Source organism: Methyloceanibacter sp. (assembly GCF_050728395.1).
In the GTDB taxonomy this organism is placed as follows: domain Bacteria; phylum Pseudomonadota; class Alphaproteobacteria; order Rhizobiales; family Methyloligellaceae; genus Methyloceanibacter.
Map to the genome: position 1 here is coordinate 1 of NZ_JBOHJB010000064.1, position 17,940 is coordinate 17,940.

Sequence of the window (17,940 nt, forward strand, 5' to 3'; positions counted from 1 at the left end):
GCGCTTTCCCCTTCGTGCTGCATTGCTTCACCGGAGGCCCTGAGCTCGCCCGCCGCGGGCTTGCGCTCGGCGGCTACGTCTCCTTCTCCGGCGTGTTGACCTTCAAGAACTCGGAAAGCTTGCGCGATATTGCCAGAGAGGTGCCACTCGACCGGCTGCTGGTCGAGACCGACGCGCCTTATCTTGCGCCTGAGCCTTTGCGCGGCCGCACCAACGAGCCGGCCAATGTTGTCCACACGGCGGGGCGGCTTGCCGCGGTGCGCGGCATGGGCGAAGCCGATCTCGCCAAGGCCACGACCGAGAACTTCTTTCGCCTGTTCAAAAAGGTGCTGCGTTCGGCGGCGTTCATCCCCGCTTCATGACCCTCAAGCTCACCATCCTCGGCTGTGGCACGTCCGGCGGCGTGCCCCGCGTCGGCAATATCTGGGGCGCGTGCGATCCATCAAACCCGAAGAACCGGCGCCGGCGCTGCTCGGTGCTGGTGCAAAAGGAGGGCGGGGAGGGCACGACCAGTGTGCTCGTCGACACCGCGCCTGACCTTCGCGAGCAACTGCTCGACGCCGGCGTGGGCTGGCTCGACGGCGTGCTCTTCACCCACGACCATGCCGACCACACCCACGGCATCGATGATCTGCGCATGGTGTCCTACAATGGGCGCCGGCGCGTCGCCGTGTACTATGACGAATTGACGGAACAGCAGCTCAAGCAGCGCTTCGCCTATTGCTTCAAGATGTCGGCAAATGGCGAGTATCCGCCGATCCTCGATGGCCACCAAATCGCGCCCGGCGTATCGGTGAAAATTCCAGGCCCGGGCGGCGGCATCGAGGCCTTACCGTTCCGCCAGCGTCACGGCTCTGGAGAAACGCTCGGTTTTCGCTTCGGCGGCATCGCCTATTCGCCTGATGTCAGCGACCTGCCGGAGGAGTCGCTCGAGTTTCTCGAGAATCTCGATGTGTGGATCATCGATGCGCTCCGCTACGTGCGCCATCCAAGCCATTTCAGCGTCGAGGAGGCGCTTTCCTGGATCGAGCGCGTCAAGCCGAGGCGCGCCGTGCTCACCCACATGCATGTCGATCTTGACTATGAAGCCCTGGCGCGGGCGCTGCCCGAAGGCGTGGAGCCTGCCTATGATGGCATGATGCTGACAACAAAGGATAAAATTGCCGATTCATGAACCTTTGCGGCGATCTTCACTTGACTTATCGGAGCGGCGCATCCATGTTCCGGCCACCTGATTGCTCGCGATCGCGCGAAGCCGCCGCTCAATTTGCGGCGTTTCATCCCGAGACAATTTTCAAGTCATCGTCTGACCCCAGCTAGCGCGTGGGAAACGGCGCAAAGGCCACACGACCGCTTTAGCGGCGTGTCCGGCACACAAGGATATTTTATAAGTGACACCGACTTCTTTCGACGGCCTAGGCCTGTCCGAGCCCCTGCGGCTTGCGCTCAAGGCCGAGAACTATCTCAAACCGACGCCGATTCAGGCGCAAGCCATCCCCCTTCTCGCTGAAGGCAGGGATTTGCTCGGTATCGCCCAGACGGGCACCGGCAAGACCGCGGCCTTCGCTCTGCCGATTCTGCACCGCCTCTCGACGCAACGCCTGCAGCGTTCGCCAGGGCGCCCGCATGCGCTCATCCTGGCGCCGACGCGCGAGCTTGCCCTGCAAATCGACGAGCGATTCCGCGCCTATGGCCGCGGCCTTGGCTTGCGATCGACCGTCATCTTCGGCGGCGTCGGGCAGGGCCAGCAGGTGAAGGCGCTCCAGCACGGCGTCGACATTCTGATCGCCACGCCGGGACGGCTGCTCGACCTCTACGCCCAGCGTCATGTGAGCTTCGACAAGGTTTCGATCCTCGTCCTCGACGAGGCGGATCGCATGCTGGACATGGGCTTCATCCGCGACGTGCGGAAGATCGTTGCCGCCTGCGGCAAGGAGCGGCAGACGCTGCTGTTCTCGGCGACCATGCCGCCGGACATCGCCAAGCTTGCCGCTGAGATCCTCCGCACTCCCGCCCGCATCGACGTTTCGCCGGCAAAGGTCACGGTGGACCGCATCGATCAGCAGGTCTACTTCGTTCCGGCACAGGCCAAGCGTGACCTGTTGTTGGAGGTGCTCGGCAATCAGGGCATGGACCGCGTGCTGGTCTTCACCCGCACCAAGCACGGCGCCGATAAGGTCTGCAAGTTTCTGCGCCAGGCCGGCCTGGCGGTGGAGGCGATCCACGGCAATAAGGCGCAAAACGCCCGGGTGCGGGCGCTCGAGGCGTTCCGCAGCGGGCAGGCTCGCATCCTCGTCGCCACGGATATCGCCGCGCGGGGAATCGACGTGGCCTCGATTTCGCATGTCATCAATTATGAGCTGCCGAACGAGCCGGAGAGCTACGTGCATCGCATCGGGCGCACGGCGAGGGCCGGCGCGGGCGGAACGGCCTTGTCGTTCTGCGATCCGAGCGAGCGGCCATATCTCAAGTCAATCGAGGGATTGACGCGTGTTCCGCTGATTGTCGCTGGCCATCGTCATGCCCAGGCCGAAAGAGCCGACACCGTCTCGAAGGGATGGCGGCCCGAGCGCTCGCGGCCCGCACCTGCTGCGAAGCGGCAAGAGCGTTCGACCGCGGCGCCGGCGTCCAACCGCTCGTGGCGATCGAATGGGCGGCGTGGAAACGCACTGCCTGCCGCAAGGGGAGCGCTGACCCGTCCGAGATCCGCACGTCTGTCCCTATCAGGAGAGCCAAGATGAGCAAATTTCCCACCCGTATCAGCGCTGCCAGGCGTAATGCGGAAGCGCTTTTGAGCCGCAGCAAGAAGCAGGAATCGACGCTGAAGCTCGAACAGGAGCGGGAGCACGACGCGATGGTGGAGAAGACGGCGCGGTTGCGCGCGTTGCGTCTCGCCAAGGAAGCCGCGGACCGTGAAGCCGCTGCTCAGACGGTCGCGACCGCCCGGCCCAAATCGCGCCGGGCAGGTCAAAAATAGAGCGAAGGACCGAACATGGCTTTCAAGCCCAACTACAACCAGGAGCGCGCCAACCGCAATCGCAGCAAGCAGCAGAAGAAGCAGGAGAAGCTGCAGCGGCGTGAAGAGGACGCGGCGAAGCGGAAAGCGGCTCGGGGCGATGGCGAGCCGGAGTCCGATAAGACCCCGCATCAAGATTAGTTTCGCGGATTGGAGAACGCACATGGCCAAGAAGAAGCAACAAGTCGCCAACGGCTTCGTGCTGTTCGACGTCATCTATGAGGATGGCACGCAGACCTCAAACCGAAAGGTGCCTGCGGGCGATCTCGGCGGGCTCGACGGCGACGATCCGGCGCGCACCTTCATCGAGATGCAGGACCGCAAGATCGGCGAAGTGTCGGGTATGCCGCGTGGACGCATCAAATCCATCGCCCGCTCGAAAAAGCGCGTCGCCTAGCGTCCCTAGAAAATTCGCTGCTCCTGCAGCTTAAGGGGAGTCAGTTCAAGGGGACAGAGACCATGACCTTCCCGGCAAGCGACGGATCCGGGATCGCGGCGCCCAGGGTCTCGCTATAGTTGCCGATGGCCTGGATGACGTAACCCTCCGCGTCGTTCACCACGATGCCGCCGCCGATGGTGTTGCGGGCGGCCCCTGGCCCGATCTTGATGTCGTCGAGATCGAAGCTCGTCTTGAAGAAGGCAAAGGGCTCGAGGCTCGAGCCGAACCCCATTACGATCGGGCGCCTCACCTCCGGACCGGCTGTGAAGCGGGTCATGGTTACGCTCGTTGCGGCGAGACCTGGGATGGCGGCGATCGCAGTCTCATCCACATGGGTGATGGCGGCCGCAGGCATCAGCTGCCATTCGCCCAAGCCCCAATTGCCGCTCAGCCGCGCCTCGGTCAACAGTCGGTTGGTGGTGAAGTCCGCCTCCTCGCTCAAAAGCGTGGTGCCATTGGAAACTTCGCCCCAGGAGGCCCGGGCGCCGAGGACGAGATTTGAGGACAGCCGATACGCCGCATATGGACCGGCCAAGTAGGCGTCCGTGGCGGTCACCTCGCCGTCGACAGGCAGGGTGACGCTCCGATCGTCCATCTGCACCATGGCACCAAGCAGCAGATCCGAGCCAAGGCGATAGTCGGCGCCAAAATAGGTGGTGGTAAGAGCCGAGGCGCCGCCGACGGTCTCGAAGGGCGCCTGACGGCTTTCCGCCCACACCGATGCGCCATCGTCCGGTGTCGCGCCGGAAATGCTCAAACGGCTGTTGATCCTATTCTGCAAGAGGTCGCTGGCCGGACCGATCAGACTCTCGCAAGGGGTTGGCGTCGCGCCGGACAGCGCCGGGCAAAGCTCGGCGGCGGCGCCAGGAAAGGGCGCGATCAACAAGGCTGCGAAAGCTGCTCCGGCATGGCGCATGGCCGGCATTCCCTGCTTGGCGATGGCGGTTGAACCCCGTCTGCTTGAGGCAACTCTGCCATCGAGATGTGGAAATTCTGCGGCACGCGCCGACGCCATTCACAGCTCCGGCGTAAACAACTGACCGGTAACGTCGTTTTCCGCCATGGCGAGCCTCACGAAGATTTCCGTCACCCGCTCGGGCGAAGGCAGCGTGGCCTGATCCTCGCCAGGATAGGCTTCGGCGCGCATGCGTGTGGCAAGAGCGCCGGGATCGACGAGGTTGACCTTGATCGGCGTGTCCGCGGTCTCGTTGGCATAGGTCTTGGCCAGAGCCTCGATCGCCGCTTTGGAGACTGAGTAGGGCGCCCAGTACGCGCGGGCCGATCGCGCCACGCCCGAGGTCGCGAAGATGACGCGGGCGGCATCGGAGCGATGCAACAGCGGATCGAGGGTACGGATCAGCCGCCAATTGGCAGTCACGTTCACCGCGAAGATGCGGTCCCAATGGGCCGAAGGAATATGGGGGAGGGGTGAGAGAGCCCCGAGGATGGCAGCGTTGCCGACCAGCACGTCGAGACGCCCGAAGCGCTCATAGAGCGAGGGGCCGAGCGCGTCGATGACTTGCCCGTCGGTGAGGTCGAGCGGAACGAGGCTCGCGGTGCCGCCGATCGCGCGGATATCGTCATCGACCCGCCCAAGATTGGTTATGCCGCGCGCGAGCAGCAGCACATGCGCCCCTTCGCGCGCGTAGGCGAGAGCGATGGCGCGGCCAAGCCCGCGCGAAGCGCCGGTGATGAGCGCGATGCGGTCCTTGAGACGCTGCCCGGTCAACCGACCTCGGCGAGGAAGGAGAGCTGCTTCTGCTGCGGCGGGCCTTCGCGATCCCTGAGCCTGGTCGGATATTCGCCGGTGAAGCAATGGTCGGTGAATTGCGGATGGGCGGCGTCGCGCCCGTCATAGCCCATGGCCTTGTAGATGCCTTCGACCGAGAGGAAGGCGAGCGAGTCGGCGCCCATATAGGTGCGCATCTCTTCGAGGGTCTTGGTGGCGGCGAGCAGCTTGTCCTGGTCCGGCGTGTCGATGCCGTAGAAATCCGGATGGGTGATCGGCGGGCTCGAAATGCGCATATGCACTGCCTTGGCGCCGGCCTCGCGCATCATCTGCACGATCTTCACCGAGGTCGTGCCGCGCACCACGCTGTCGTCGATCAGCACGATGCGCTTGCCGCGCACTTGCGCCTCATTGGCGCTGTGCTTGAGCTTCACGCCGAGCTGACGGATGCGCTGCTCCGGCTCGATGAAGGTGCGTCCGACATAGTGATTGCGGATGATGCCGAATTCGAACGGAATGCCGGAGCCTTGCGAGTAGCCGATAGCCGCTGGCACGCCTGAATCGGGAATGGGGATGACCACGTCGGCGTTGGCCGGAGTTTCCAGCGCCAATTGCCGGCCCATTTCTTTACGTACGTCGTAGACTGAGCGGCCGCCGACGATGGAGTCGGGACGGGCGAAATAGATGTATTCGAAGATGCAGAGACGCGCCGGGTATTTGGGCACGAAACGATGGCTCTCGATCCCGTCCTTGGTGATCACCACCACTTCGCCGTTCTCGACCTCGCGCACGAAATCGGCACCGATGATGTCGAGAGCGCAGGTCTCCGATGCCAGCACCCATGCCTCGCCGAGGCGCCCGAGCACCAGCGGCCTGATGCCGAAGGGATCGCGCGCGCCGACAAGCTTCTTGTTGGTGAGACCGACGAGCGCATAGGCGCCCTCGATTTGCAGCAGCGCCTCGATGAACTTCTCGACGAACGAGCGCTTCTCGCTGCGGGCGACGAGATGGAGAATCACTTCGGTGTCGGTGGTCGACTGGCAGATGGCACCCTTGGTGATCAGCCAGTCGCGAAGCGTAAGCGCGTTGGTGATGTTGCCGTTATGAGCAAGGGCAAAGCCGCCTGAGGCGAGGTCGACGAACAGCGGCTGCACGTTGCGCATGATCGGGTCGCCGCAGGTCGAATACCGCACATGGCCGATGGCAGTGTCGCCCTTCAGGCGCTCGATCACCTGGCTTGCCGTGAAGTGATCGCCGACCAGGCCCAGGCGCCGCTCGGTGTGGAAATGGGCGCCGTCGAAGGTGACGATGCCGGCGGCTTCCTGGCCGCGATGTTGCAGGGCGTGGAGGCCGAGCGCCGTCAGGGCCGCAGCATCGGGGTGGCCGAAAATACCGAACACGCCGCATTCCTCATGCAGGCGGTCCTCGTCGAGCCAGGTCAAAGCCTGATCATCAGCGTCAACGTGGTTGGTCACGCGCGTCCTCGCCTCCCTTAGATAGGCGCCTTCATTGGCGCTTCAATACGCGTCGACGCAACCGATTCGAATGGATTTTGCCCTTGCGAGCGCTGATCCGGCGGCGGCGGCGCCGCGGGTGCTGCATCGGAGGGCGCGCCGGGCTGAGCGCCGGGCGCCGCAGGCTGGCCTTCAGGAACTTCGTCGTGCTTGCCGCCCGGGAGATATTGCTCCGGGTTTGGCGGCAGCAGCGATTCGATGGCCACCTGGGTCTGTTTGAGGATCGGGTAGGATTTGGCCTCGGTGATCCAGGTTGGCTGGTCGCGGGCGAGCGCGCTGAACAGGATAAAGACGATGGCCACGAGCAGGAATCCTCGGGCGAGGCCGAAAATGAAGCCCATGGTGCGATCGAGCGCGCCGACGCGGCTATCGAGCACGCGGTCTGAGATGCGGAACGTGATCAGGCTGACGACGATCAGGGTGATGATGAAGACGCCTGCGGCAAAGCCGATCTGCGCAAAGGCGGGGGAGGGGAAGTAGGATTCGACCGTCTGCCAATATTTCGGCGTGAGATAGAGCGCGGCGACGGCGGCCACCGCCCAGGAGAAAATCGACAAAACCTCCCGTGTGAACCCGCGCACCATGGCGAGGAATCCCGACACGAGCATGATGATGATGAGAATGACATCGAGCCAGGAAATTGGCATGGCGCGAGGCTCCTTGAACGAGCGCGGCGGAGATTATCACGATTCCCCGCGATGAAGCATAAATGACCCGAATCGGCAACGGCGGATGCCAACACCGGCGCATTGTCGCATGCGAAGACCCCTGGTTCAGTCCCTCTCCGGCGGGCCGAACCAGGCCACGAGATCGCTGAGCTGGGAGAGTGGCATAAGCCTGATCTCCTGAAGCTGCCGGTCGGGGACGCATGCCGCCGGCACCACACCCCGCGTGAACCCCAATTTCGTGGCCTCCTTAAGGCGCTGGTCCATGTGACCCACGGCCCTCACCGCCCCGGTGAGGCTAACCTCGCCGAAATAGACCGTGTCTTCCGGCGCCGGTCGTCCGGTGAAGGAGGAGAGCAGCGCCGCCGCGGCGGCGAGGTCGGCGGCCGGATCGCCGAGCTTCAGGCCGCCGGCAACGTTGAGATAGACGTCTTGGGCACCAAGCCTCGTGCCGCAGCGGGCCTCGAGCACGGCAATGAGCATGGCGAGCCGATTGGGGTCCCAACCGACCACGGCGCGTCTTGGCATGCTGAGTAAAGATGGCGCGACAAGCGCCTGTATCTCAACGAGGATCGGCCTCGTTCCCTCCATCCCTGCGAACACCGCAGTCCCTGGGGCGCCCTGATCGCGGTCGCTCAGGAACAGCGCCGAGGGGTTCTCTACCTGTTGCAGCCCCTCATAGCGCATCTCGAACACGCCGATCTCGTCGGTCGGCCCGAAGCGGTTCTTTACCGCGCGCAAGATGCGGAACTGATGGCCGCTCTGCCCTTCGAAATAGAGCACGGTATCGACCACATGCTCGATGACCTTGGGGCCTGCGATCTGGCCGTCCTTGGTGACATGGCCGACGAGGACCAGTGTCGAGCCGCTCGCTTTGGCGTAACTGACCAGCGCCGAGGCGCAGCCGCGAAGCTGCGAGATGGTGCCGGGCGCGGCCTCCAAGCCCTCCGACCAGAGGGTCTGCACCGAGTCGATGACGATCAGGGCAGGGGCCTTCGCCTTGCTCAAGGTGGCGATGATATTGGCGAGATTGGTCTCGGTGCCGAGCGCCACGGGGGCTTGGCTAAGCCCTAAGCGCGCAGCCCGCATGCGAACCTGCGCCGGTGCTTCTTCGCCTGAGAGATAGATGACCGGCGCGCCGCTCGTGGCGAGCGCCGCCGCGGCCTGGAGCAGCAGTGTGGATTTGCCGATGCCCGGATCACCGCCGACAAGCACGGCGGAGCCCGGCACGAGCCCGCCGCCGAGCACGCGGTCGAACTCGGCCATGCCAGTCGGCAGCCGCGGCGCGTCGCGTGTCTCGGTGCCAAGCCCTTCGAAGGATGCGGCCCTGCCTTTGCCGCCTCTGATGGCGACAAGCGCCGGCGGCCCCGAGGGCGCGGCAGTCTCCTCGATGATGCTGTTCCACTCCCCGCAAGCGGCGCATTTGCCCGACCAGCGGGCGGACACCGCTCCGCAGGCTTGGCAGACGAAGGCTTTGGAGGCTTTGGCCATGATGAGGTGCTAGCCGCCGGTGTAGCGCCGCGCGGCACGGGTGCCGAGATTGGTGAGGACTTCGTAGTCGATGGTGCCGGCATGAGCGGCAAATTCGTGGGCGGCGACGTGGGTGCCGATCAGCTCGACCCAGGCGCCACGCCGAGCAAGCTCGTGAGGGACGTCGGTCACGTCCACGGTGATCAGGTCCATGGACACCCGGCCGATCAGTGGCGCTGGATGCGATCCGAAATAGATCCGCAGACCCTGCCGGTTGTCAGCAACCGAGAGCGCGCGGAAGACGCCATCGGCATATCCCACCGAGAGGACGGCGACGCGAGAGGGGCGTTTCAGCGTGCGCGTCGCGCCGTAGCCTATAGTCTCCCCTGGCGACACGTCGCGCACCTGCAGAACGCGTCCGGCAAGGCGAACCACGGGGGCAAAGGGGTAGGCGCCAGCGCGGGACGCCTTGCCGCCGTAAAGGGCGATGCCTGGGCGGACAAGGTCGTAGTGATAGGCGGCCCCAAGGAGAATGCCGGCGGAGTTGGCGAGGCTCGCAGAAGCTTTCGGCAATTTGGCGCGAAGAGCGTCGAAGGTCTTCCGCTGCACCGTGTTCTTGGCGTGCTCAGGCTCGTCGGAGCAGGCGAGATGACTCATCACCAGCGTAAGCTCGAAAGCGTTCCAGGACTTCTTCGCGCCGGCAACGACCTCGACCTCGGCGGCGGAGAGTCCAAGCCGATTCATGCCGCTGTCGATATGGATGGCGGCGGGGAGCTTGGCGCGGGCGGCCTTTGAGAACGCTGCCCACTCCTCGATCTCGTCGGCGCTGTTGAGCACTGGGCGCAAGCCAAGCTCGCGGTGGACAGAGGCGGTACCCTCTTGCAGCCCAGCCAGGACATAGATGGTGGCGTCGGCGAGGAGAGCGCGCAGCTCCGCGGCCTCGCCGAGGGTGGCGACGAAGAAGGTTTTGCAGCCCGCATGCGCCAGGGCCGGAGCGACGGCAGCCATGCCCAAACCATAGGCGTCAGCCTTGACCACCGCGGCGCATTCCGCCGGGGTGCTGAGGCGGCGCAGACTGCGGTAGTTGGCGATGAGCGAGTCGAGGTCGATGGTAAGGAGCGCGGTGGCCGTTGCGTCATCGACGCCGCTCAGTCCAGGCGATCCGGCAGACGCTCCTCGGCGGCGAGGTTGCCGAACCTCGTGAACTCCGGCGTGAACTGGAGCCTCACGGTGCCCGTGGGCCCGTGGCGCTGCTTGCCGATGATCACTTCGGCCTTGCCGATGACCAGTTCCATCTCTTGCTGCCACTGCTTGTGCTCTTCGGTGTTCTCGCGCGGCTGTCTCCGCTCGACATAGTATTCCTCGCGGAACACGAACAACACCACGTCGGCATCCTGCTCGATGGAGCCGGATTCGCGCAAATCCGCAAGTTGTGGGCGCTTGTCCTCGCGCTGCTCCACCTGGCGTGACAATTGCGAGAGGGCTAGCACCGGGACATGCAGCTCCTTGGCAAGCGCCTTCAACCCTGTGGTGATCTCCGAGACCTCCTGCACGCGGCCTTCCGCGGCGCGCCGGGTTGAGCCGGAGAGAAGCTGGAGATAGTCGACCACGATCAAGCCCACGTCGCGCTGCCGTTTGAGCCGCCGGGCCCGCGCGGCAAGCTGGGCCACGGTGATGCCGCCCGTCTGGTCAATATATAGAGGCAGGTTCTGCAACTCCTGGGAGACCTCGACGATGCGGTCGAACTCCTCGGACTCGATGCGGCCGCGCCGAATGCGCTCGGACGGAATGTAGGCCTGCTCGGAAATGATGCGGGTGGCGAGCTGCTCGGCCGACATTTCGAGGGAGAAGAATCCGACCACGGCGCCGTCGAGCGCAGCCTGCGAGTCGGGATCGCGGCGGTAGCTCTGCGCCACGTGATAGGCGATGTTGGTGGCGAGAGCCGTCTTGCCCATGGAGGGGCGCCCGGCGACGATGATCAAATCGGAGGGCTGCAAGCCGCCCATGCGGTGGTCGAGATCGGTGAAGCCGGTGGCGAGCCCGGACAGTCCGCCATCGCGCCGATAGGCGTTGGCCGCCATGTCGATGGCGTCGGTGAGCGCGGTGGTGAAAGGCTCGAAGCCCGAGCCGTATTTCCCGGTCTCGGCAAGGTCATAAAGCTTCTGCTCGGTGTCCTCGATCTGTACTGCCGGCGGGGCGTCGATCGGCGCATCGAAGGCAATGTTGACCATGTCCTCGCCGATCTGGATCAGGTTCCGGCGGATGGCGAGGTCGTAGATGGTGCGGCCGTAATCCTCGGCATTGATGATGGTGGTGGCGTTGGCGGCAAGACGACCGAGATATTGCGGGACGGTCAGGTCGCCGACAGGCTCGTCTCCCTGGAAGAAGGTCTTAAGCGTGATCGGTGTGGCGCGCTTTCCCGCCCAAATCAGCTTTGCCGCGTGGTCGTAGATGCGCCCATGCAGCGCATCGTAGAAATGCTCAGATTTGAGGAAGCTCGACACCCGGTCGCAGGCCTCATTGTTGACCAGGATGGCGCCGAGAAGTGCCTGTTCCGCCTCGAGATTATGTGGCGGCGCGCGGAAGGTCGGCGTCTCGGCAGCCGGTGGGACGGGACGAATCAGGGCGCTCATGCACCAAGAGTAGTCAAAACGAAGATGACTGCTAGTGCGCTCGCCTGTGAACAGCGGGGAGGAATCGGGTTCGCCAACAAGGAGCGAAATTCAGCTCCCGGACTCCTCAGCGCCGCGCGCGCCTGACCGGCTGCGGCGGGAAGCGGCCGTCGCGCACGCGGAGCTCCTGCTCGGCGGCATGGAAGTAGTCGCGGGTGAGCGGCAGCGCCTTCTGGTCCTTGGTCAACTGCAACTGGAAGACCATGAGGTTCTGGTAGCGGAACCCGGTCTCTGCTCCCGCCAGGTAGAACTCCCACATGCGGCAGAAGCGCTCGCCATAACGCTCGACGGCAGTATGCCATGAGGCGCGGAAGCGCCGGCGCCAGTGGCGCAAGGTCATGGCGTAGTGGAGGCGCAGGATCTCCACGTCGGTGACGAGCAGTCCGGCGCGCTCGACCGCGGGTAAGACTTCGCTCAATGCCGGAATATAGCCGCCGGGGAAGATATACTTGTCGATGAAGGGATTGGTCGAGGCAGGTCCGTCGAAGCGCCCGATCGAGTGGATAAGAGCGACCCCATTCGGCGCGAGCAGGCTGCCGATCTTCTCGAAGAAGTTGCAATAGTGGACCACGCCCACATGCTCGAACATCCCGACCGAGACAATGCGGTCGAATTGACCTTGCACTTCCCGGTAGTCGCGGAGCTCGAAGGTGACGGCCTTGACAAGGCCCTCGGCGCGAGCGCGCGCTTGCGATGATTTGAGCTGCTCCTCGCTCAAGGTGACGCCGGTCACGTCGACATGGGCGGACTTGGCGAGATAGAGGCCAAGGCCGCCCCAGCCAGAACCAATGTCGAGCACTTTCTGCCCGTCGTGGAGATCGAGCTTGGCGGCAAGGTGGCGCTTCTTGGCGGCTTGTGCCTCCTCGAGCGACATCTCCTCCCGCTCGAAATAAGCGCAGGAATATTGCCGGTCGCTGTCGAGGAACAGCTCGTAGAGGTGGCCGTCGAGGTCGTAATGGTGCTCGACGTTGCGCTTGGCGCGTCCGGCCGGATTGTACTGCCGCAAGCCGCGCCGGACGAATCTCAGCCCCTCGCGTAAACGGGCTAGGAGCGGCCAGGAGGGATAGTCGAGATCGGCGAAGACGAGCTCGAGGAAGTCATAGATCGTGCCCTGCTCGATAACGAGGCGGCCATCCATATAGGCTTCGCCGACGGCAAGTGCAGGGTTGAGAATGAACCGCCGTTCAGTCGCGCGGTCGGCGATACGGGCGACGACGGGAGAGCTGCTGCGGTCGCCGAAGTCGTGGGCGCAGCCATCGGCATCGATCAGGCGCAAATATCCTGTCGTAACAATCCGATCGAGGGCGTGCCGAAGCGGGCGGAACATCGAAGGAGCGCCGACCCTCCAAGAGGAAGGGTTTTCAGTAGCTTACACCGTCATTTTACGAGCCTGACGGCAATTAAACAACCGGCGGTCCGCTCTGTTCCATAGGACTCCGTAGTCCAAGGTGTCGCGGAGATCAGTCGGTCGACTCTGTTTCGTCCTCGACAGTGTCCTCGGCGCCTTCGACGATCTCGACGCCGGAGCCCTCTTCAAACAATTGCTCGGCGGCAACTCTCGCTCTCAGTGCCTCTTCCTCGGCCTCGTCCATTGCCTTGCCGGTCACCTGCTCACCGCGAGCCTGGCGCGCAGCTTCGTCGGCGGAGCGGGCGACATTGATGGTCACATGCGGCTCGACTTCGGCATGAAGCCCGATGCGCACGTCGTGCACTCCGAGCGTCTTGATCGGACGGTCGAGCAGGACCTGTCGGCGCTCGATGGAGAAGCCGCCTTCGGTCACGACGGCGGCAATATCCCGCGTCGCCACCGAGCCGTAAAGCTGACCGGAATCGCCGGCCTGGCGCAGCACGATGAAGCTTCGCCCTTGCAACTTTGCGGCGACGGCTTCGGCCTCCGACTTCAGCTCGAGATTGCGCGCCTCGAGCTGCGACCGCTCCTTTTCGAAGCGCTCGCGATTGGTCTTGGTGGCGCGGAGCGCCTTGCCCTGGGGCAAGAGGAAGTTGCGCGCGAAGCCGTCCTTGACGGTGACGACGTCGCCCATTTGGCCGAGACGGCCGATGCGTTCAAGAAGAATGACTTGCATTCGACACTCCTGTTCGTTCGATTGATCAATCCGGGGGAGAAGGGGGTTGTCCGCGTGCCGCCGCTCGTTCGCGCAGGCGAAGCATGGGCTCGGCAAGGCCGAGAATGACGACAGCGATGGCAGGCCAAGCCAAAAGCACAATGCCGATATACACGGCGGCCAGCAGCAAGCCACGAAACGGCATACCGCGACTGAAGGCATGCAGCACGGCGAGGCCCTGGAGCACATAGGCTAGGAACAGCGCACCGGCGAACGCGATGGCAACAAGCCCCGCGGTCCCAGGCAAGAACGCGGCAATCAGACTCGCGGTGAAGGCAAGGAAGAACGCATTCGGCAGTTCGATGGCATCGAGCTTCGGCCAGGGGCGAAGTGCGCGCTCGGAAGTCTCGATGATCACGCCGGCCAGCCACAAATTGAACAGCGCAATGCTTTGCCACAGGATAGCAGAGAAAGCCGGGAACAACCAAACGAGCACGTTGCTCAAGCCACCGATGGAGCTTTCGTTGATCAGAGTGCCGTTGGGGTCTAGATCCTTGAAGGCGCCTTGCTTGAAAAGTTCTCTCATGGACTCGCCCAAGGAATCCGCATTGTAGCCCGTCATCAGTATCCCCAGGCTGACGATCGCGCCGGCAATGATGGCGGCCCAACCGACCAAGCGTCCAATCGGATACCATTCAAGCGCCCCCGTAGCTTGCCCTTGCGGAGCAGCGGGCAGGCGCGAAAGCAGGGCCAGGTAGCAGAGGGTGGTGATCGGAATGGCAATGGTGCCCGCGAAGATCGCGCCCACGCTCGCCCCGAACACGCCGCCAAGCAAAAGGGTGCCGACGAGTGCGGCAGTCGCTGCGGATGTCCAGCCCCAGCCGAGCCCTGCCAGGCAGATCGGCAGTGGTGCAAGGTAAAGGAGCATGGTGGCAACGCCACGCGTAGCCGCGGCGGAAGCCACGAGAGCTGCGGACACAAGGCCCGCACCGGCACCGAGGAGTAGAAATGTTGCCATCGTTAGCGCTGTCCCGGCTCTTTATTGAGAGCGGTTAGGGACGGTAGACCGTCCCAACTTCTGGCGTCGGCTCTGGACCGCGGCAATCGCCGCAGTCCAAGCCCTTACTGAATCAAATAGGGCAACAGGCCCAGAAAACGGGCCCGCTTGATTGCTCTTGCGAGTTCCCGCTGCTTCTTGGCGGAGACCGCGGTGATTCGGCTCGGCACGATCTTGCCGCGCTCGGAAATGTAGCGCTGCAAGAGCTTCACATCCTTATAGTCGATCTTGGGCGCCTTATCGCCCGAGAACGGGCAGGTCTTGCGCCGGCGGTAGAAGGGGCGCCGCGCCGCGCCTTGGGTCATGCTCATCAGTTATCGTCTCCCGTCTCGGCGATGGCGTCCACCTCAGGCGCCTCGGCTACGCTCGGTATGTCGCGGGGCGTAGAGTCCCGATCCCGATCACGATCCCGGCGCGGCCCACGGCGGTCGCCGCGATCACCACGATCAAATCGATCGCCACGGTCAAATCGGTCGCCGCGGTCGCCACGGCCCTCGCGCTCGTCGCGATCGGCACGGCGCATCATCGGCGACGGCCCTTGCTCATGCTCATCGACCCTGACGGTCAGAAAGCGGATCACGTCGGTTGAGAGGCGCAACTGACGCTCGAGCTCGGCCACGGCGTCTGGCGGCGCGTCGATGTTCATCAGCGAGAAATGCGCCTTGCGGTTCTTCTTGATGCGGAAGGTGAGGCCCTTGAGCCCCCAATATTCGGTCTTGCCGATGGTCCCGCCGCGGCCTTCAATGATCGTGCGGAACTCCTGCACCAAGCCTTCGACCTGCTGCGCGGAGATGTCCTGGCGTGCCAGGAACACATGCTCGTAAAACGGCATGGACTGCCTTTCCTTCGTTCTGGCTCCGGCGCGTAGCCTCTCATGGGCCCTGGAAGGAAAGGCCCAAGAAGACAACCCTTGGGAGCGGAGACAGGGGAGACCGGCTCATGCCTGCCGCTTCAAGCGAAGCGGCTCTCCTTTCAGCCTCCGACCGGAGCGGTTTCGAGCGGGCTTTATACGGTTTTGCTGGCGCTTTGCAAGGCCTGCGAACGCGATCAGGGCAGTTCGCCGGGCTTTTGCGGCAGTGCTCGCGACGTGCAATCCACTGGCCTCCTGTCCTTCACCGCATAGGCGAGGCAGTTGTCGTTCGAATAAACCTCGATCACTTCGAGCTTGGCGATGGGCGCATCGGCGTATGAGACCTCGATCGTCACCGGCGTCAGCACCTGAGTTGTGATCGTCTGCGGCGCACGGCCGCGAGCGTCGAAGGCGAAGATGCGGTCGTGAGGATCGCCCATGCGGGGCACAAGTTGCAGCTCCGTGTAGCCAGGCGCCGGTGCCATCGCCTTTACGGCAACCGATACGGTGCCCTCGGCCTGCGAGGCGGTCACACCGTCGATATGAGATAGGGTCGCCAAAGCCGGGTCAGGCGGGGCTTTCGTCTTCCACGGCCAAGGCTGCGGAGCCGCGGCGAAGACAGGTGCGGCGGCAAACAGGGCGAAGGCGGCAAGCATTGCGGGGAAGCGGTGCATTCAGGCCTCCGGGGGGATTCTATCGATGAAACAGAGTTTTGGGGGCAAAAGTTGCAATACTGACTCCTCTTTCTTGGCGCGAGCCGAGGACGCGGCGTTTCTAGGCCTCGGCCAGCTTGACAGGCTCAAGGCAAACAGTGTCTTTGGCCCGACTTTAGCGGCAGAGACCTCTCTTTGAGATGAGCATCGCTTTCATTTTTCCCGGGCAGGGGAGCCAGGCAGTCGGAATGGGCGCCGAGCTCGCCAAGGCTTACGCGCCTGCGCGTGCCGTGTTCGCCGAGGTCGACGAGGCGCTCGGTCAGTCCCTGTCGACCTTGATCTGGGTGGGGCCAGAGGATCAGCTCACCCTTACCGAGAACGCCCAGCCCGCCTTGATGGCGGTCTCCCTTGCCGTCATTCGCGTGCTTGAGGCCGAGAAGGGACTCTCGCTCAAAGAGAGCGCGGCATTCGTCGCCGGCCATTCGCTTGGCGAATATTCGGCGCTCGCCGCGGCTGGAAGCTTGAGCGTTGCCGATACCGCGCGCCTGCTCAAGATAAGAGGGCAGGCCATGCAGACGGCGGTTCCGGTGGGCGAAGGGGCGATGGCAGCACTTCTCGGGGCGGATCTGTCGCAAGCGCAAGAGCTTGCCAAGGCGGCAAGCGAGGGCGAGGTCTGCGCCGCGGCCAACGACAATGCGCCCGGTCAGGTGGTGATCAGCGGCACGCGGGCGGCGATCGAGCGGGCCGTGGCGCTCGCCCCAAAATTTGGCGCGCGCCGTGCCGTGCTGCTTCCGGTCAGCGCCCCCTTTCACTGCGCTCTGATGCAGCCTGCCGCCGGCGTCATGCAGGAGGCTGTGAGCGAGGTGAGGATCTCTGCCCCGTCGGTGCCTCTCGTCGCCAATGTGCTCGCCTCAGCCATCAGCGACCCCGAAGCCATCCGCGCCCGTCTCATCGAGCAGGTGACGGGCATGGTGCGGTGGCGCGAGTCGATGCTCTATCTGCGCGACCAAGGCGTCGATAGTCTTTATGAGGTTGGCGCGGGCCGGGTGCTCACGGGGCTCGCGCGCCGGTTCGAAGGATTCGAGGCGCGTTCCGTGGGCACGCCTGAGGAGCTTGAGGCTGCCGCCACGGCGCTTCAGGCCCGTGACGCGTAGGAGAAGGAGAGCGGCATGTTCGATTTGACCGGCAAGGGCGCGCTTGTCACCGGGGCCTCCGGAGGCATCGGCTGGGCGATCGCCGAGACGCTGCACGCCCAGGGCGCCACGGTGGCCATCTCCGGCACCCGCGCCGAACGCCTCAACGAGCTTGCCGCCAAGCTCGGCTCGCGCGTCGTGGTCTTGCCTTGCGATTTGCGCGACCGCGCCGCGGTAGTGAAGCTCGCCGAGGACGCCGAAAAGGCTCTCGGCCAGGTCGACATTCTCGTCAACAATGCCGGCATCACCCACGACAATTTGTTCATGCGCATGAAGGATGACGAATGGGACGACGTCATCGCCGTCAATCTCACCTCGGTGTTCGTGCTCACCCGCGGCGTGTTGCGCGGCATGATGCGGCGCCGGGCGGGGCGCATCGTCAACATCGCCTCGATCTCTGGCGTGCTCGGCAATCCGGGGCAGGGGAACTATGCCGCCTCAAAAGCGGGACTGGTTGGCATGACCAAATCGCTGGCCCGCGAGGTGTCGAGCCGTGGCATCACCGCCAATTGCATCGCTCCGGGCTTTATCTCCACCCCCATGACCAATGCGCTCACCCCTAAGCAGGTCGAGGCCATCGCCGGTGCAATTCCGGCTGCCAAGTTCGGAAAACCCGAGG

21 protein-coding genes are annotated in these 17,940 nt (G+C 64.2%); 8 read left to right on the plus strand and 13 right to left on the minus strand.

The window, feature by feature from the left end; all coding sequences use genetic code 11:
* The 6 genes from ACREC7_RS11735 to ACREC7_RS11760 form a co-directional block, all read left to right on the plus strand.
* Window positions 1–362, plus strand: a 362-nt coding sequence (locus ACREC7_RS11735; RefSeq protein WP_431555871.1) for a TatD family hydrolase, incomplete at its 5' end; no start/stop codon positions are given.
* Window positions 359–1,174, plus strand: coding sequence for an MBL fold metallo-hydrolase (locus ACREC7_RS11740; protein ID WP_431555872.1), 816 nt, complete (start codon window positions 359–361; stop codon window positions 1,172–1,174). The genes ACREC7_RS11735 and ACREC7_RS11740, both read left to right, overlap by 4 nt.
* Before the next feature lie 217 nt (window positions 1,175–1,391).
* Complete coding sequence (locus tag ACREC7_RS11745) at window positions 1,392–2,741, plus strand: DEAD/DEAH box helicase (RefSeq protein WP_431555873.1); 1,350 nt, start codon at window positions 1,392–1,394, stop codon at window positions 2,739–2,741.
* Complete coding sequence (locus ACREC7_RS11750; protein ID WP_431555874.1) at window positions 2,738–2,977, plus strand: hypothetical protein; 240 nt, start codon at window positions 2,738–2,740, stop codon at window positions 2,975–2,977. Before ACREC7_RS11745 ends, ACREC7_RS11750 begins: the two co-directional genes overlap by 4 nt.
* Before the next feature lie 15 nt (window positions 2,978–2,992).
* Complete coding sequence (locus ACREC7_RS11755; protein ID WP_431555875.1) at window positions 2,993–3,157, plus strand: hypothetical protein; 165 nt, start codon at window positions 2,993–2,995, stop codon at window positions 3,155–3,157.
* A gap of 22 nt (window positions 3,158–3,179) precedes the next feature.
* Window positions 3,180–3,413: a hypothetical protein gene (locus tag ACREC7_RS11760; RefSeq protein WP_431555876.1), complete on the plus strand. Its 234-nt coding sequence runs from the start codon at window positions 3,180–3,182 to the stop codon at window positions 3,411–3,413.
* A gap of 40 nt (window positions 3,414–3,453) precedes the next feature.
* Here the strand turns inward: ACREC7_RS11760 and ACREC7_RS11765 are convergent, their stop codons facing one another.
* The 13 genes from ACREC7_RS11765 to ACREC7_RS11825 all read right to left on the minus strand — a co-directional run bounded on the left by ACREC7_RS11765 (window position 3,454) and on the right by ACREC7_RS11825 (window position 16,149).
* On the minus strand, window positions 3,454–4,380 hold the full coding sequence (locus tag ACREC7_RS11765; RefSeq protein WP_431555877.1) for an autotransporter domain-containing protein: 927 nt from the start codon (window positions 4,378–4,380) through the stop codon (window positions 3,454–3,456).
* Window positions 4,381–4,470: 90 nt separating this feature from the next.
* The gene (locus ACREC7_RS11770) at window positions 4,471–5,184 is read right to left on the minus strand and encodes an SDR family NAD(P)-dependent oxidoreductase (RefSeq protein WP_431555878.1); all 714 of its coding nucleotides are present in this window, start codon (window positions 5,182–5,184) and stop codon (window positions 4,471–4,473) included.
* Window positions 5,181–6,659, minus strand: a complete 1,479-nt coding sequence (gene purF, locus ACREC7_RS11775; protein WP_431555879.1) for an amidophosphoribosyltransferase — start codon at window positions 6,657–6,659, stop codon at window positions 5,181–5,183. Before purF ends, ACREC7_RS11770 begins: the two co-directional genes overlap by 4 nt.
* Window positions 6,660–6,676: 17 nt before the next feature.
* Window positions 6,677–7,345, minus strand: a complete 669-nt coding sequence (locus ACREC7_RS11780) for a CvpA family protein (RefSeq protein WP_431555880.1) — start codon at window positions 7,343–7,345, stop codon at window positions 6,677–6,679.
* Window positions 7,346–7,471: 126 nt separating this feature from the next.
* Entirely contained in the window at window positions 7,472–8,854 is a 1,383-nt protein-coding gene (gene radA, locus ACREC7_RS11785; protein ID WP_431555881.1) for a DNA repair protein RadA, read from the minus strand.
* A 9-nt stretch (window positions 8,855–8,863) separates the two neighbouring features.
* A complete protein-coding gene (alr, locus tag ACREC7_RS11790) occupies window positions 8,864–9,985 on the minus strand; it encodes an alanine racemase (RefSeq protein WP_431555890.1) in 1,122 nt (373 codons plus the stop codon).
* Window positions 9,982–11,466 (minus strand): replicative DNA helicase, encoded by a 1,485-nt coding sequence (locus ACREC7_RS11795; protein WP_431555882.1) that lies wholly within the window; start codon window positions 11,464–11,466, stop codon window positions 9,982–9,984. The genes alr and ACREC7_RS11795 overlap by 4 nt, the downstream gene beginning before the upstream one ends.
* Before the next feature lie 106 nt (window positions 11,467–11,572).
* On the minus strand, window positions 11,573–12,832 hold the full coding sequence (locus ACREC7_RS11800; protein ID WP_431555883.1) for a class I SAM-dependent methyltransferase: 1,260 nt from the start codon (window positions 12,830–12,832) through the stop codon (window positions 11,573–11,575).
* A gap of 133 nt (window positions 12,833–12,965) precedes the next feature.
* On the minus strand, window positions 12,966–13,589 hold the full coding sequence (gene rplI / locus ACREC7_RS11805) for a 50S ribosomal protein L9 (RefSeq protein WP_431555884.1): 624 nt from the start codon (window positions 13,587–13,589) through the stop codon (window positions 12,966–12,968).
* Between the two features lie 25 nt (window positions 13,590–13,614).
* Window positions 13,615–14,496 carry a DUF2232 domain-containing protein gene (locus ACREC7_RS11810; RefSeq protein WP_431555885.1) on the minus strand — a complete coding sequence of 294 codons (882 nt, stop codon included), beginning with the start codon at window positions 14,494–14,496 and terminating at the stop codon, window positions 13,615–13,617.
* 194 nt (window positions 14,497–14,690) lie between these two features.
* Window positions 14,691–14,930, minus strand: a complete 240-nt coding sequence (gene rpsR, locus ACREC7_RS11815; protein WP_431555891.1) for a 30S ribosomal protein S18 — start codon at window positions 14,928–14,930, stop codon at window positions 14,691–14,693.
* Window positions 14,931–14,935: 5 nt separating this feature from the next.
* Window positions 14,936–15,457, minus strand: coding sequence for a 30S ribosomal protein S6 (rpsF, locus tag ACREC7_RS11820; protein WP_431555886.1), 522 nt, complete (start codon window positions 15,455–15,457; stop codon window positions 14,936–14,938).
* Between the two features lie 215 nt (window positions 15,458–15,672).
* Window positions 15,673–16,149, minus strand: a complete 477-nt coding sequence (locus tag ACREC7_RS11825; RefSeq protein ID WP_431555887.1) for a hypothetical protein — start codon at window positions 16,147–16,149, stop codon at window positions 15,673–15,675.
* A 179-nt stretch (window positions 16,150–16,328) separates the two neighbouring features.
* Between ACREC7_RS11825 and fabD the strand changes: the two genes are divergently transcribed.
* Window positions 16,329–17,282, plus strand: coding sequence for an ACP S-malonyltransferase (gene fabD / locus ACREC7_RS11830; protein ID WP_431555888.1), 954 nt, complete (start codon window positions 16,329–16,331; stop codon window positions 17,280–17,282).
* 15 nt (window positions 17,283–17,297) lie between these two features.
* Window positions 17,298–17,940: 3-oxoacyl-ACP reductase FabG (gene fabG, locus ACREC7_RS11835; RefSeq protein ID WP_431555889.1), on the plus strand; the 643-nt coding region annotated here is incomplete at its 3' end.

Bases quoted from the DNA above. Each gene is read 5' to 3' on its own strand.
- ACREC7_RS11740 (WP_431555872.1), top strand. From the start codon at position 359: ATGACCCTCAAGCTCACCATCCTCGGCTGTGGCACGTCCGGCGGCGTG.
- ACREC7_RS11750 (WP_431555874.1), top strand. From the start codon at position 2,738: ATGAGCAAATTTCCCACCCGTATCAGCGCTGCCAGGCGTAATGCGGAA.
- ACREC7_RS11755 (WP_431555875.1), top strand. From the start codon at position 2,993: ATGGCTTTCAAGCCCAACTACAACCAGGAGCGCGCCAACCGCAATCGC.
- ACREC7_RS11760 (WP_431555876.1), top strand. From the start codon at position 3,180: ATGGCCAAGAAGAAGCAACAAGTCGCCAACGGCTTCGTGCTGTTCGAC.
- ACREC7_RS11765 (WP_431555877.1), bottom strand. From the start codon at position 4,380: ATGCCGGCCATGCGCCATGCCGGAGCAGCTTTCGCAGCCTTGTTGATC.
- ACREC7_RS11780 (WP_431555880.1), bottom strand. From the start codon at position 7,345: ATGCCAATTTCCTGGCTCGATGTCATTCTCATCATCATCATGCTCGTG.
- radA (WP_431555881.1), bottom strand. From the start codon at position 8,854: ATGGCCAAAGCCTCCAAAGCCTTCGTCTGCCAAGCCTGCGGAGCGGTG.
- ACREC7_RS11795 (WP_431555882.1), bottom strand. From the start codon at position 11,466: ATGAGCGCCCTGATTCGTCCCGTCCCACCGGCTGCCGAGACGCCGACC.
- ACREC7_RS11800 (WP_431555883.1), bottom strand. From the start codon at position 12,832: ATGTTCCGCCCGCTTCGGCACGCCCTCGATCGGATTGTTACGACAGGA.
- rplI (WP_431555884.1), bottom strand. From the start codon at position 13,589: ATGCAAGTCATTCTTCTTGAACGCATCGGCCGTCTCGGCCAAATGGGC.
- ACREC7_RS11810 (WP_431555885.1), bottom strand. From the start codon at position 14,496: ATGCTCCTTTACCTTGCACCACTGCCGATCTGCCTGGCAGGGCTCGGC.
- rpsR (WP_431555891.1), bottom strand. From the start codon at position 14,930: ATGACCCAAGGCGCGGCGCGGCGCCCCTTCTACCGCCGGCGCAAGACC.
- rpsF (WP_431555886.1), bottom strand. From the start codon at position 15,457: ATGCCGTTTTACGAGCATGTGTTCCTGGCACGCCAGGACATCTCCGCG.
- ACREC7_RS11825 (WP_431555887.1), bottom strand. From the start codon at position 16,149: ATGCACCGCTTCCCCGCAATGCTTGCCGCCTTCGCCCTGTTTGCCGCC.
- fabD (WP_431555888.1), top strand. From the start codon at position 16,329: ATGAGCATCGCTTTCATTTTTCCCGGGCAGGGGAGCCAGGCAGTCGGA.